The sequence below is a fragment of the Mycobacterium sp. AZCC_0083 genome (genome assembly GCF_014202335.1).
Lineage (GTDB): Bacteria > Actinomycetota > Actinomycetes > Mycobacteriales > Mycobacteriaceae > Mycobacterium.
The window spans coordinates 1-13,888 of record NZ_JACHGP010000022.1 but is presented as its reverse complement, the minus strand read 5'-3'; the positions used below and the strand labels follow the sequence as shown (position 1 = coordinate 13,888).

The 13,888-nt window shown below is 63.2% G+C and carries 10 protein-coding genes; 6 read left to right on the top strand and 4 right to left on the bottom strand.

Going from position 1 to position 13,888, the window contains the following annotated elements:
- Positions 1-179: 179 nt before the first annotated feature.
- Positions 180-1,757 carry a fatty-acid--CoA ligase FadD5 gene (gene fadD5 / locus HNP02_RS36865; protein WP_184445683.1) on the bottom strand — a complete coding sequence of 526 codons (1,578 nt, stop codon included), beginning with the start codon at positions 1,755-1,757 and terminating at the stop codon, positions 180-182.
- A gap of 659 nt (positions 1,758-2,416) precedes the next feature.
- Here fadD5 and HNP02_RS36860 point away from each other — a divergent pair.
- The 3 genes from HNP02_RS36860 to HNP02_RS36850 all read left to right on the top strand — a co-directional run bounded on the left by HNP02_RS36860 (position 2,417) and on the right by HNP02_RS36850 (position 6,871).
- The gene (locus HNP02_RS36860) at positions 2,417-4,240 is read left to right on the top strand and encodes an NAD(P)/FAD-dependent oxidoreductase (RefSeq protein WP_184445611.1); all 1,824 of its coding nucleotides are present in this window, start codon (positions 2,417-2,419) and stop codon (positions 4,238-4,240) included.
- Between the two features lie 637 nt (positions 4,241-4,877).
- A complete protein-coding gene (locus HNP02_RS36855; protein WP_184445610.1) occupies positions 4,878-5,711 on the top strand; it encodes a mycofactocin-coupled SDR family oxidoreductase in 834 nt (277 codons plus the stop codon).
- A 575-nt stretch (positions 5,712-6,286) separates the two neighbouring features.
- A complete protein-coding gene (locus tag HNP02_RS36850; RefSeq protein WP_184445609.1) occupies positions 6,287-6,871 on the top strand; it encodes a sigma-70 family RNA polymerase sigma factor in 585 nt (194 codons plus the stop codon).
- A 439-nt stretch (positions 6,872-7,310) separates the two neighbouring features.
- On the opposite strand, the gene HNP02_RS36845 is transcribed toward HNP02_RS36850, so the two are convergent.
- Together HNP02_RS36845 and HNP02_RS36840 are read right to left on the bottom strand one after the other, a co-directional pair.
- The gene (locus tag HNP02_RS36845) at positions 7,311-7,967 is read right to left on the bottom strand and encodes a LysE family transporter (protein ID WP_184445608.1); all 657 of its coding nucleotides are present in this window, start codon (positions 7,965-7,967) and stop codon (positions 7,311-7,313) included.
- A 928-nt stretch (positions 7,968-8,895) separates the two neighbouring features.
- Positions 8,896-9,720, bottom strand: a complete 825-nt coding sequence (locus tag HNP02_RS36840; RefSeq protein ID WP_255507409.1) for an alpha/beta fold hydrolase — start codon at positions 9,718-9,720, stop codon at positions 8,896-8,898.
- Between the two features lie 284 nt (positions 9,721-10,004).
- Here HNP02_RS36840 and HNP02_RS36835 point away from each other — a divergent pair, with 284 nt between their 5' ends.
- The 3 genes from HNP02_RS36835 to HNP02_RS43305 all read left to right on the top strand — a co-directional run bounded on the left by HNP02_RS36835 (position 10,005) and on the right by HNP02_RS43305 (position 12,086).
- On the top strand, positions 10,005-10,412 hold the full coding sequence (locus HNP02_RS36835) for a hypothetical protein (protein WP_184445607.1): 408 nt from the start codon (positions 10,005-10,007) through the stop codon (positions 10,410-10,412).
- Between the two features lie 1,047 nt (positions 10,413-11,459).
- Positions 11,460-11,858, top strand: coding sequence for an SDR family NAD(P)-dependent oxidoreductase (locus HNP02_RS36825; RefSeq protein ID WP_184445605.1), 399 nt, complete (start codon positions 11,460-11,462; stop codon positions 11,856-11,858).
- A 102-nt stretch (positions 11,859-11,960) separates the two neighbouring features.
- The gene (locus HNP02_RS43305; RefSeq protein ID WP_255507408.1) at positions 11,961-12,086 is read left to right on the top strand and encodes a hypothetical protein; all 126 of its coding nucleotides are present in this window, start codon (positions 11,961-11,963) and stop codon (positions 12,084-12,086) included.
- Positions 12,087-12,773: 687 nt separating this feature from the next.
- Here the strand turns inward: HNP02_RS43305 and HNP02_RS36820 are convergent.
- Positions 12,774-13,079: a DUF4193 domain-containing protein gene (locus HNP02_RS36820; protein ID WP_184445604.1), complete on the bottom strand. Its 306-nt coding sequence runs from the start codon at positions 13,077-13,079 to the stop codon at positions 12,774-12,776.
- Positions 13,080-13,888: the final 809 nt, after the last annotated feature.

Here is a 13,888-nt window from a genome sequence, read left to right as displayed (position 1 = left end):
GCGCCCCAAGGAAAACGCGCGTAGCCGGCAGGCGCGGATCGACTTGAGAGGTGATGCCACGATGGCGCAGGCAAACGCTCCGTCTTGGGCGTCCGTGCGACTTCCTCATCGACGGGCCGTCATGAGAATGCGGCACCCCCTTCTTACGGTCGCTACGATTGGAGGGACCCGTGTTCTCGTCAGGGTCCTTCGGCTGAAAATCGTTTCCGCAACTCGGTTTTCAATACCTTGCCACTGGGGTTGCGCGGTAGTGCTGCGACGATCTCCAACCCTTTCGGGTGCTTGTAGCTGGCGAGTCGTGCGGTCAGGAGCTCGTCGAGGTCGGCGAGTTGCAGAGAATGGTTCACCACTGCGACGACCGCTATCGGAACCTCGCCCCATTTCTCGTGGGGACGACCGATGACCGCTACTTCGGCGATAGCGGGATGGCTGGCGAGGACGTTCTCCACCTCGGCGCAGTAGATGTTCTCACCGCCCGAGATGATCATGTCCTTCTTGCGGTCGACGACCCAGACGTAGCCTTCGTCGTCGAGCCGTACCAGGTCGCCGGAGTGGAACCAGCCGCCGGCGAGCGCCTCTGCGGTGGCCTGTGGATCGTTCCAGTACCCGGCCATCAGCGTGGGAGCCCGGTAGACGATCTCACCGACGTCGCCGATCGGGACGTCGTTCATGTTCTCGTCCACCACTCTCGCGGCGACGGTGGGTATCACCTTGCCCACGGAACCGCGTTTCCGCAGCGCGTCCTGGCCCAGTAGGACGCAGGTGACGGCTGACATCTCGGTTTGACCGAACATCGCCAGGATCTGGGCTCCGGGGAACCTCTCCGACATCTGCCTCAGCAGAGTGTCCGATGCCGGCGCCGCACCCCACAAGAGCGCGCGAAGGCTGACGTTCCGCGGTCCGGCCCGTTGTACCGCACACACCGCCTGCCACTGTGCGGGCACCAGGAAGATCACGGTGACCTTCTCGGCCGCGAGCACGTCCAACAGGTGACCCGGGTCGAACGCGCCGAGTGGATAGATCACCGTCGGGGTGCCCAACATCAGACCGCCCAGCGTGGCGCCGATGCCGGCGATGTGAAACAGGGGTACGCCGACGAACCCGACGTCGCCGTTGATGTCCGCCCCGATGGCATACATCGCCGTCATTGCCTGCCCGGTGAGATTCGTGTGAGTCAGCACCGCGCCCTTGGGAGACCCGGTGGTCCCCGAGGTGTACATGATCAACGCCGCGCTGTCATTGGGAACGTCCACGACGACATGGGCTTTCCCATGCTCGGCGATCAAATCCTCGTACCCGATCACCTCGTCTCCCGTGGCCGACCCCACCACGACGACGGTCGTCAGTGCCGGCACGGCGGAACGCACATCGGTGGCCACCGAGGCGAGCGAAGGCTCCGTGACGACGACCTGCGCGCCGCAATCTCGTGCCAGAAACGTGATTTCCGGCGAGGTTAGCCGGAAGTTGACGGGCACGGCGATCGCCCCGAGCGTATTGGCCGCCAGCATGGATTCGACGAATTCTGGGCGGTTCAGCATCAGGATCATCACCCGGTCTCCGAAACCCACCCCGCGCCGGCTCAGGGCGTCGGCGAGCGCATTCACCCGACGATCCAGCTCGGCCCAGGTCGACGTGTGCCCGAGGTATCGCAGCGCCGTAGCGTTCGGCTGCATCAGTGCGTGCCGAACGAGTTGATTCGCCCAGTTCTGGCTGCGCGCAAAATCTGGTCGTTCAGAGTCGATTTGGTGACGGCCCATCACCGACGAACCGCCCGGCCGGGTTGCCATTTCATGAGATGCCCCGTTTCCCGTGGTGATGATTCGGAGTGGTTGCCGACTTTGGGCGGTCTTATGTCCAGTGTCAGTTAGGGGGCGCGGTTCCAAACAGTCCCCAGGACTCCTAGTACGAGTACTACCATTCACGCCGCCCAGTCCAATCAATGAAGGTGCGCCGCCCCGCGCCCGGCTCTCTCACCCACGCGCCCGGGCGTGTATGCGACAGCGGACTCTTAGCCAAGAATTCCTCCGTTGCAGTGCTTCCGGCGATGCGTCCCACGGACGCCGATGCCGGTCGTTGTCTTGCCGTTGTCAACGGCAACCGAAAACTGATCAGTTGTCGCCGCGCAGTGGTCAGTATTCAGTTGCCGCCCACAGCCGTTGAACTTGTCGAGGTCGTGATCAGCTCACCACAGCCCAGCCCACCAGGTATCTGCGTTGGTTGTTGGTTGTTGGTGTTGGTGGGTTGGGTGGGGTTGTGGTGCTACTAGGAGTGTTTGGGAGTGGTTGGTGTTGTTGTGCGGGTGCAGGGTTGTAGGGGATCACCGGATGTGGTGGTCGTCAATGTGTTGGTGTTGTGCCTGTTTGACTGGTGTCCCTGGTGGGCGCGGTTGGGGGGCTTTTCGAGTGAGGTGATTGAGATGGTCGGGATGCGTTCGGTGGAGCCGTCGACGGTTGTTGCCCGGTGGTTGGGTGTATTCAACGAGGCGTTGGCCGCCCAGGATGTGCAGGCGGTCGCGGCGTTGTTCACCCAAGACTGCTATTGGCGTGACATCGTGGCGTTGTCCTGGGATGTGGGCTGGGTTCATGGTCGCACCGAGGTGGCAGAGGTGATGTTGAGCGATGTCGCCGATATCGACCCGAAGAATTTCACGGTGTCGGGCAACAACAGTGCCCCGGTGCGTGTCGAGCGTCTGGGTCGCGAGGTCATCGAGGCGTTTCACACCTTTTCCACCGAGTATGGGTTGGGCAAGGGTGTGGTGCGGCTGGTCGCCGATGACTCCAGTCCGGTGGGGGTGTCGGCCTGGACGATGCTGACGACGCTGTCCTGCCTGCACGGCGATCAGCCCGCACCGGCCGGTGTGCGCCCAGCCGGTATCGGCTTCGACCGCACCGCCACCACCCAGACCTGGGCGCAACGACGCGCGCAGCGTTTCGCGTTCGCCGACCGCGACCCCGACGTGTTGGTGGTCGGTGGCGGGCATTCCGGTGTGATGGTCGCTGCTGAGCTGGGCCAGATGGGGGTCGACACCTTGGTCATCGACCGCCATCCCCGGGTGGGCGACAACTGGCGGCGACGCTATGACTTTCTGGCCCTGCACAACAAGACCGACGTGGTGCACTTCCCGGTGCTGCCATTTCCCGACGTGTTTCCCGAATACCTGCCCAAGGACAGACTGGCCGCCTGGTTCGAGCATTACGTCGAGGCACTGGACATCCCGTTTTGGACCAGCACCGAGTTCGTCTCGGCCCGCTACGACGACCACGACCGGCGCTGGGCGGTCACGGTGCGCGTGGACGGTGCGGAAAAGCAGCTGCGGCCCCGACACATCGTGCAGGCCACCGGCGCCGACGCCGGCACCCCCAACCGGCCCGCCCTACCTGGGCTGGACAGCTTCACCGGGCCGGTGCTGCACACCTCGCAGTTCCGCACCGGCACCGACTTCACCGGCCAACGCGTGCTGATCATCGGGGTGGGCACCAGCGCCCACGACGTGGCCTACGACATGCACCGCCACGGCGCCGAGGTGACCATGGCGCAGCGCGATTCGACCACGATCGTCAACCTCGACAGCGCCAACATCCCGTTCGCCGAATACAGCAACGGGCGCCCGATCGAGGAATGCGACCTGCTCTCCGCCCAGGACTTCACCAACCCGCTGCTGATCCAACTGTGCATGAACCTGACCAAGAAGACCAACGAGCTCGACGGCGAGCTGCTCCAGCAGCTACGCGCAGCCGGCATGCAGATCGACTCCGGGGAAGACGAAACCGGCTACGTCATGAAACTGCACCGCTACCGCGGCGGCTACTACATCAACGTCGGTGCCTCCGAACTGATCGCCAACCACCACATCGGGCTCATGCAATACGACGACATCGACACCTTCGTGCCCTCCGGGCTCAAACTGCACGACGGCACCCTGATCGACTTCGACGCGGTCATCCTGGCCACCGGCTACCTCAACCAACAAGCCAACGTAGCCAACTACTTCGGACCCGACACCGCCGCCAAGATCGGCGGCATCATCGGACTCGACGAACGCGGCGAATACGCCAACACCTTCCGCCCCACCGCCCAACGAGCACTCTGGTTCAGCGGCGGCGGCTTCGCCTCCTGCCGCCCCTACTCCCGCCACCTCGCCATCCAAATCAAAGCCGCCCTCAACGGCACCCACCCCCACTACCGAACACAACAGGCACAAATGCCAAACCCGAAACCCGCCGTCTCCGCCACCTTCTGATGAGACGAGACCGCATCCACTGAGTCCGGTCATCACGGAAAGGAAGTCCATTGGTACGAAGGTTCGCCCGACACGATGCCTTGTACTTCGTTGTAGCGGACTTGTGGCACTGGCCGGCATCAGCCAAGGGCGAACGGTTTCGCACGCTGTGGTCACGCCGAGACACGGGACTTCGGCCAGCGAGCTCGAGTCACATGCCGCATCGGCAAGCCGAGGTGCCGGTGTTGCGGCCACGGATTCGACATCCGCGACCACGGAGAAGTCCATAAGGACGCTCACGGGTGCCCAGCTCGAAAATCGGTCGGCCGAATGGCTTTTGGGGGCCGTACGTTCCGGAGCTGCGGTTGGGCAAGCGGGAGCCCGGTTGCGGCCATCCTGGTAATAGCACACCTACTTATCGTGGGTCGTTCGGCGCTACCATCCGATTATCGGCGGTCGTCAATGTCGGCAACATTCCTTCGGCCCGCCGCGGGCTGACCGGTTTAGGCAGGCGCTCGGGAACGGTCGATGACCGGACCGAGTGTCGGGGTGGCGATTGGCAATCCCAGTAGAACGCCGTTCTGAATGGGGTCAGCCGTCGCCGGAATTGTGGGCGGCTGAAGGACAGTCGCCATTACCCGAAGGAAGGAACCCGACGGTGCCCCAATTCCTGGGTCGTACGGCACTTGTCACTGGAGCGGCGCGAGGTGAAGGCCGATCGCACGCCGTCCGGCTGCCGGCGGAGGGCGCAGATGTGGCGGTTCTCGACATCTGCCGCCATCTCGACAGCGCAACCTATCCCGGTCCGTCAGAGACGGATCTGGGTGACACCGTTGCGGCGATCGAACAAGAAGACCGCGCAGCGTTCGCCCGTACCGTCGACGTTCGTGATGAGCAGTCGGTTCAGTGTTACGTCGACGACGCGGTAGCTGCATTGGGGTCGGTCGACATCGTATCGGTGAACGCCGGGATCTTCGGACCCGGTTCTCCCACTTGGGATGTGGAGATCAACCAGTGGCGCGAGGTCATCGACATCAACCTCACCGGGGCGTTCACCACCGCCCGAGCGGTACTGCCGCAGATGATCCGCGCAGGCAACGGCGGCGCGATCGTCTTCACCAGTTCGGCGGTTGCCATCCGGGCGGTCGAGAATTGCGCAGACTACGTCGCTTCCAAGGCTGGAGTGATCGGCCTGATGAAGGCGATGGCTCTCGAATTGGGCCGGCACGAGATCCGCGTCGACGCGTTGTGCCCAACCCTGGTTGATACCCACATGATTCTCAATGAGCCCCTATACCGATTGTTTCGCCCCGATCTGGAACGGCCCGGTCTGGCCGACGTGGAGCCTCTCTTTCGGGCGAACAACGTCCTCGATACGCCGTGGGTCGAGCCGCGCGACGTCAGCGAAGCGGTCGTGTGGCTGGCATCGGAAGCCGCGCGCTACGTGACGGGGGTCGCTTTACCCGTTGACGCGGGCATGAGCCTCAAATGAGTAGGCGTACTGGGGTTGGCGTTCAACCTTTCCCAGCTCGACGCCGAATTGCCGGCTCTGACGCGCAGCGATTCTTCCCACCCAAGACATGGGTGCCGAGACCATCGATTGACGACCCCTACTTTCATCGCCCAGAGCTGAAGGCGATCATGAACGCAGACGCCCATATTGAAGCTCGATCGGCTCGATGGGACCCGAGGCGGCCGCGTCCCGATGGCGGCTCCGGTCGCGGTGTGGGCCATCTGGAATGCCCCGAAAGGTGGTGCACGTCGGGTACGCACTGCTGCCGCGACTAGGTGCGTGTCCAAGCGTTCTTCGACCGTTGGCGCGTCGAAGAACTGGCCTTCAGGGGGCTGTGGTCGACCCGCAGGTGGTTTTGGTTTACGCGAACTATTGAGCGGCAGGGCAATTGAACGCATTACCCATGATGCCTCGTTGACGAAGTCAGACGACGTTTGCACGGCCAACCCCATCGGCGCGGATGATTCCGCAGGGGCGTCGCACTGCGACCACAGTCGCGATTGGCGCTCAACGTCGCGCGCCGGTGAACAGACGAGAGAACAGGATCACGATCGATGTACCATCGCGAAGATGATCACACGCACGCCGCCCAGGAATCTGCGTCACGAAGTGATTCGTACCGAAGTTTCGAGCGAGATGTGCTGCCGCTAACGGCTGATATTCGCCGGGTTGCGTTGCGTTACACCAACAATCGGCACGATGCCGAGGATCTCGTTCAGGAGACGTTACTCAAGGCATTCAAGGCGTTCGACGGGTTGGCTGAGAATTCGTATTACAGGGCGTGGCTGCTGACCATCATGCGCTATACGTGGATCAGCGATTACCGCGCCGCGGCGCGTCGGCCGAGCGAGAGCCTCGTGGCAAACGTTGCAGACCACGAATCGACGATCCCTGCGCGGAGCGCGAGAGACGACTCCGCCTCAGCCGAGCATCAGGTGTTGCGTCACCTGATGGACGACGATGTGCGTGAGGCCGTGCTCGCGCTGTCAGCAGAGATGCGCGAAACGGTGTATCTCGTTGCCATCGAAGGCATGAAACATCGCGAAGCGGCTGAGGTCATGGGCATCTCACCAAGTACCGTGATGTCCCGGATGCATCGCATCAGACATGTTATGCGGCAACGATTGGCTGACATTTGACGACAGCGACGACGGATAGCCGAATAGCGGAAGATCGACGCGGCCTCAGGTACACGACTCACCGATTGTGACGTCGGCGAAGACCATCGGCGATGCGCCCGGCAACATCAGCAGATTGCGTCCACCATCATGGAGCACATCACCACTGAGAGTCGCTCGGTGCAGCGCGCGTTCAACTGACAAGTTTCTCCGGTCCCGGCGTTGGCTTGCCCGGTCGAACCGATCCAGGTAAGCGGCACGCGAAGAGTTCATCACCACAGTCTGCAGACCAACGCCGGGTCGGAACCACGATGAGCGCGCACACGGATAGCCACGGAACCGCCACAGCGCAGCGGGAATCGCGGCAAGACGGCGCCGCCGATGCACGTGCCTGCCCACGATCAGCACACCGTTCGCGAGACGGCAGGCAGCGCCAACGGGCGACCACCACGTGCTGACGTCAGACTGCGGCCCTACGCACTAGCGCGAGCACCACTGCCGCGGTCACGAAGAGGCCCGAGAAGAATCGGTTCAGCACGAGTTGCCGACGCGGGCCCAGCACTCTGTGCAGTCGCGTTGCCAGCGCCGCGTAGATGCTCATCACCACGACGTCCACGGCGACGAAAGTCGAACCGATGATCACATACTGTCGCAGCAACGGGACGGTCGGCTCGACGAACTGCGGTAGCACGGCGAGATAGAAGACCAATGCCTTCGGATTCGTCGCGTTGACTAGGAAGCCGCGGGCCAGAAGCGGCAGCCCGCCTTTCACCGGCGAGGCGCTCAGCTGCTCGCGCAGGTCCCCACCGGAGGCACGCAACTGACGCGCGGCAAGGTAGAAGAGGTACGCCACGCCAATGAACTTGATGATGGTGAAAGCCGCGACGGACTTAGCAACGACCGCACCCAAACCCACAGCGACAAGGATCAACTGGAACATCAGGCCGACCTCTTGGCCAGCGATGCTCCAGTACGACCGCAACAGACCATGAGTCAATCCCGAAGCCATGGACTGGATCGCTCCGGCTCCCGGAAAGAAGGCGATGGCGAACGATGCACCAAGGAAGCCCAGCCACAGGTGCCAATCAGTCGCAACGGTATGTTCCGCTCCGGTCATCTCAGACTCCGCCATCCATGGGTTGAAGACACGTCAAGGGCTTCAGAAATCAGTCATGCATTTCGGTTGTGCGCGTGCCCGTCACTGACGGTGGCCGCCGCGCAACGAGTTCCGGCCATGCTTGTCAAAACGCCGGGACGCGGGAAATCGTGCAACGTCCAAGCGGGCAGCGCACAAATGTGATCAGTGACATCTTCAGTCCGCAGCCGTGGATGCGACCCGAACTTCTCCGAACCGATGGGTCGATCCACTACGGGTGAGTGCGCGCGGCAGCGCAGCCAGTCGACTGCCTGATAACTACGCATTTGCCGTGGGCTTCAATGACGCGCGATTCGGCTACGTGCGTCGAGGTGATTGGTCGGAAAGCATGATCCGGTGGTAGCGCGGTTGCTGATACCGGTTGCTGATACCGGTTGCGGCACCAGCGGTCTGCCAGACGGCCTGGGCCAATGCCGCCTGGAGCCACTCCCTGAAATCGGCTTGGACAGTGGGCCGCAAGCAGCGCCTCCAAGTCGCGACGCTCGACGTAGAAGCAGGGATCGATCAAGGGTGGTCTGCCGGATCGGCGCTACGCAACCGTACCGAGATGCGGCTGGCCGGATCGACGAGTGTCACGACGCCCCGCGTGCACGGTACTTGCGCGTATCCAGTCCCGTCATCCCAGTACGAAGTACCGCCGGCGTCGATCTGATTGTTCGGCGGTTTGCTGGCTCCCGAGGTCGAGAAGAACATCGCGGCTTCACGACATCGGTCCCCGCCCGGTCGCCTTCTGGCACGCTGTAGGTATGAATCGCGGTGAATCGGTCGCATGCGCAAGAGCACCGTACGGCCTCCGCGAATCTCGTCGGACACGTCCTTGAGCACGTTCGTCACCTGGATGGGCACCCAGGCATCTCGGCGTCTCCGGATGCCAGTGCCCCGCCATTCACTAGTCGCGTCCGGCCTCGAGGATCTTGTCGGCCAGACGGACGGGGTTGGTAAACAACAGTTCGTGGCTGCCGGGCATGTACACCAGCCGGTGCACGCCAAGGCGTTTGCGCATCACCGAGGCAATTTCGAACGTCGGTACCGCCGAGTCTTCGGTGCCAGCGAGGTAGCTGCGGGGGATCTGTAGTGTGTAGAACTTCTTCAGATCAAGCTGCTCGACCAGCTGACCGTACGGCGCGGGCGTGAGCTGTTCATAAGAGCGACGGGCCAGTTCGAGATCGGCATCGTTGATGAACGTCTCTCGCCAGATCTCGAAGGGCACCATGAACGTGTTGTCCGGCGACTCGGCGGCCAGGCGGGTGGCCAACTCGCGCAGCGCCGGTGAGCCCGCGTCTGCCATCGATTCGCCGTCGTTGAGGACGAATGCGCTCCAAAACACCAGCCGCCGTATCCGGTCCGGGATCGCTTCGGCGACCTTGCTGATGATCGTGCCGCCATAGCTGTGTCCGACGAGCACAATGTCGGTGAGATCCCGTTCGACGATGAAATCGACAATCGACTGGGTTGATTGGGCATGGTCGACGTGTTTAGTAGCGGCCTTGCCGTGCCCAGCTATGGTGGGCCCGAAGACGGTATGCCCAAGTTCTTCCAAGCGTTCGATGACCCGATCCCACATCGACCCGTCGTGAAACATCCCATGAACCAATACGAACGTCGACATGTTCGACACATCCACACCTTCGGCTGCAGCGTGCACGTCGTTGATTGCCGTCATCGCGGTGGATCCCGCGAGAGCCGTGCTGGGCTGCGGCTGTCGTACAGACATGGAAGATGTCCTCCTGGGTTAAAAGCCAGTCACGTACCGACGCGCCTGGGCCTGCAGGATCATCGTCGCCCCCGACGGCAGCATCGCACCAGGCCGCAGTTCTACCGGGAACGCTGCCCCCCATGCTCGGCCGGATCCATCGCTGACTTGCGCAGCGCTCGTGACGATCGACCAACCGCTCCTGGCCGCGACGGTCACCATCGGCGTGGGCCAGGCCGTGAGCCGACTTCTGGGCCGATCTGGTCGGCGATTTTGGTGTCGTCAGTCTTATCCTCATCGAGTGCGTGCCGTCGCAGTTGGACGCTGAGAAGGTCAACAGCAGACTGTTTTTCACAACGAAGAGGCTTTACCGCGCCGAACGGGTGCGCGTCGCGGGACAGACCGGGAATCTGGTGGCCGGGCCGGATCGCATGGAAGTGGTTGACGGGGTCGCTGGGATCACCAGGCATCAGGTCGACCGACAACAGCACCGCCCCTGTGCTGCCCCGATAGAAGCATGCGGCGTCCCCCACCCGATAGCGCGGATCGCCGTCGAGCGAGAACCGGTGGTGGGCGTCGTCGAACAGTGCTTCAACAACACCAAACGGTGGCGCGGCGAGGTCACCCGCTCCGACAAACTCTCCTGCTCGACCGCGGCGGCGCAGCTACGAGCCATGTCCCTCTGGCTCAAACACTTCGGAGACATGCTCTAGTCCGAACACGAGAGAGCCGAGAGGCCGACTCGGGTCATGGATGAGTCTGGACCGTTCATGTGATTGGTCGAGGGGTTCGTGATGGGCTCTACCGGAGGCGGCGCGCTGGATCGCATGCGATTGGGTTGTGCCAGAGACTCCGCTTGTTCCAGGTGCGGTCGTAGAACGTCGAACGGCACGTTGGGTTACGGCACTGTTTGAGACGTTGCCAGGTGCCGGCGCGCTGGCTCAACAGGACTTCGCCCCATACGGCTGATGCGAGCCACCGCCATCCCGATCCAGTCGGAGTCCAAGCGAGCTCACCCATGACCGAAACGGTCAACACAGCAGAACCGACTGAGCGGTCGTGAGAATCGAAGGGAAAGCCCGCGACCACGGCGTCCAGCGAATCGCGCAAACCCCGCAGTTGTGCCGCGTCGTGGTCCGTCATTGTCGGCGCCAAGCCGTCGGCTCCGCGCTGTGCGCTCCACGCTCGCACCGCTGCGTCGACCCACCGCTGAGCCTGCACGGCATCGAAGAGCATGTCCGGACCGTGATCCGCGTTGTAGCGAGTGTTGAGAAGGTCCTCCACCAACGCAAGTCCGGCTGGCGCCGGACGGACACCGTAGCGTGCGGACGCCATCCAAGTCGGTAGTGGTTCGGACACTGGTAACGCTCGTTCGACGCCGAAGTTCGGACGCCCTTGGATGACTGATACTGGCTCGGTGACCTCCCCGTCCGATCGCGAGGCGATGGCGTGGTGGCGTTGCGCCGCTTCAGCTGTCATTGGTTGGCGGTCCTTACACTCGGGGGCTTTCTACCAGCCTCCCGTGCGCGACCAGCGCCATCCAGGTCGCAGTCATCCTGGTAGGTGCAGGGCCAGGATACGGTGGTCGCGGTGCGCTGAATGATGGTGGCGATACGAGCCGGCAAACCGCAATGCCGATCGGTTCGGTGTTTGCCCTCGCTGCCGCCCGAGTCGAAGCATCCGACTGCGACATCCGGGTGGGATCGTCTCGACTAGTGGACCTTCGGCCTGGGCAGCACCGAAAACCGCTGTGACGCTGGATGTGTGAGCATGTCCATCCGCGGTTCGTGGCTCACCCGATAGCAGCCGATTTCGACACTGGCAGAACACGGCCATGGGATTGCGCCCACGTCGCTGCAGGAAAGTCGGCGCTGGTGACCGGGGGCAGAGGGCTCGGTGTCGCGATCGCCGTTGAACTGTCGAGGGCCGGAGCGAACCTGGCCCTAGTTGGTCGCACCGATGAGACCCTGCGTGCTGCCGCATCTTCCCTGACGGGAGAGGCCAGCGCGGGCCCGCGAGCGGTCAGCGGGATCATGGTCGGGCGGTGGCTGAATCGGTCGTATCCGTCGACGAAGGCGTTCATGAGGAGTCACCTGGGTGCGGGTTTCGATCCGAACCTGTGTCCCGTCAGCGGTCGCGCATGTGCAGGACCCGAATAACCTCCAAGTGTGAGGCGGTACAGCGCTCGACCGAAAAGCCGGTCGCACAAAGCCCGTGGCAGACGCCCGGGCGGATTCTCGTGCTGCTGGAATGATCAGTGCGTGCCGGTCGCGCCGGCTGATCCGTCGGCGCGGGTGCCCCGCGTCTACTCCGACACCGTCTACTCCGACACCGTTGGCCCCGTGTCGTCGTCGAGGCTAGTGGCGGTGGCTTGGCGGGCATTCTGACCCGTAGCTCACTCCAGGATATTCGTACCCACGCGATGCTCGGCGATGAACACGTCTTCACTGCTTGCGAACGGCATTGAGTCGTCCCTGTGCAGAGTCTGCACCTACCGATGGAGCGAAGCGGCCCGTTGCGACAGTTCGACTTCTTGTGCGGCCTATAGAAGCGCACTCCGAGCTGCCGAGCGGAGACCGCCAGGCCCAGCTAGAAGGCGAGGAGCACGATTGCCACGGCGACGAGGAAGGCACGACGCTGCGGGCGGCGGCCTGGGCGCTGATGCCGAACGCCGCTGTGCGGTCGCCGATCCGGGAGCGCGGAGCCGAGCAGGAAGGGCGGCCCAGCGGCATCACTTCGACTGACGACCGGTGCGGGTGTCGCGCGTAGTGACCGTCCAACCACGCCGGGACTCTGGCGTCCACCCGACACCGGGCGATCCCACGGTGCGCACAAGCGCTGCGCCGGGCATCCGCCCGGCCAAGTGGGTGCGCTACCGCTGGCGGCAGTGTCGTGCTCGCAGAACGCCGATTCGAGTGGACCACTGATGCCGACGGCCTGCTCAGCGTCACGCGCGCCGACGCAACCGGGCCGACCCTGGTTCGACCGTATGCGTTGTGGTCGGCGCACTCCTGACCACTGCCCAGCCAGCTGGCATACCTCGCCAGGTCGCGCCGGCCGGCCTCCAAGTTGAGTCAGGAGCAGTCGGTGCAGATGAGCCGACCGTTCAACTCCCTGGCCAGTCGATGGCGATGTTGCACAAGGAAACAGCTCGAGCACGTGAACTCGTTGGCCTGCTTGGGCAGCACCCGCACGGTGAATTCCTGACCGGACAGGTCAGCGCCGGGCAGCTCGAAGGCCTCGAGATCCTCGCCGTCGTCGACGTCGAGCACCGCGTTCGCCGCATCGCTGCGTCGACCGGCGAGTCGCTCGAGCGATTCGCCAACGTCGATGTCGATGTCGGCCTCCGTCCTGCGGGGCGCGTCGTAGTCGATGGCCATCTGCATCCTCTCGGGTTCGGGAATTTGGCATAGCGACAAACGCCGCCGGCCGGACGCAACGTTCCCGATGCGATGGGTTTCACATGTGTTGAATTCGCCGGGAATGGCGCTCCACCGAGGCTACGAAGCCTTTCAGTGGTTCAGTCCTGCATCGCCGCGTTGCAGGTTGACGTAGCCGGAGGAGGGGACTGGCATGAGCGACGCCGACGAGGACGTCACCATCGCCCCGTCAGTTCCGTCGGCTCAGACCCCTGACCGTCGCAGTGAAGCGATTGGTTCAAAGCGGTCGTTGATTGGCAACGTGGGGTCAGGTGGGGTGCAAGTCGCTGTGGTGGTTCGTCTCGTCGTATGGCGCAGGGCGGGGGCTGAAGATCGTGGTAGAACTGCGGTCTGGTTGCTTCTGCTCGCGACAGTGATAATGGCCAGTACGTGCACCTGGCTTGTTCGTGAGGCAGTTCCGTTATGGCGCAATCCCGTTGGGCCCGCTGAGAGAACCTAGTGCTAGCCCTGCTCTTGAACCTGCTTCTCGAAGCGTGCAACACTGATCACCGTATCGGCCCGTGGACAGCACCGCTCACGGGGCGAGTCCCCGGTGACTGAGTTCGCCAGGTCTATGCCCGTGTTGTTGGTTCAGGTTGTAAGAGTTGAGGACGCAGTGATCATCAGGAGGATTCTCAATGACGTTGTCAAGCGGCCGTGACTGTAGTTGCGGGTTGGTTAGACATCCCAGGTTCGTAAGGTGTCAAGCGGCTTTGGCGGGTTGGCGGTGTGCCCAGGCGGTGTGTTCGTCGTAGGTGCTGTGGTGGCGG

Excerpts from the sequence above, each read along its gene's own strand:
- fadD5 (WP_184445683.1), bottom strand. The coding sequence starts at position 1,757 with ATGGGCCGTCACCAAATCGACTCTGAACGACCAGATTTTGCGCGCAGC.
- HNP02_RS36860 (WP_184445611.1), top strand. The coding sequence starts at position 2,417 with ATGGTCGGGATGCGTTCGGTGGAGCCGTCGACGGTTGTTGCCCGGTGG.
- HNP02_RS36850 (WP_184445609.1), top strand. The coding sequence starts at position 6,287 with ATGTACCATCGCGAAGATGATCACACGCACGCCGCCCAGGAATCTGCG.
- HNP02_RS36845 (WP_184445608.1), bottom strand. The coding sequence starts at position 7,967 with ATGACCGGAGCGGAACATACCGTTGCGACTGATTGGCACCTGTGGCTG.
- HNP02_RS36840 (WP_255507409.1), bottom strand. The coding sequence starts at position 9,720 with ATGTCTGTACGACAGCCGCAGCCCAGCACGGCTCTCGCGGGATCCACC.
- HNP02_RS36825 (WP_184445605.1), top strand. The coding sequence starts at position 11,460 with ATGTGTGAGCATGTCCATCCGCGGTTCGTGGCTCACCCGATAGCAGCC.
- HNP02_RS36820 (WP_184445604.1), bottom strand. The coding sequence starts at position 13,079 with ATGGCCATCGACTACGACGCGCCCCGCAGGACGGAGGCCGACATCGAC.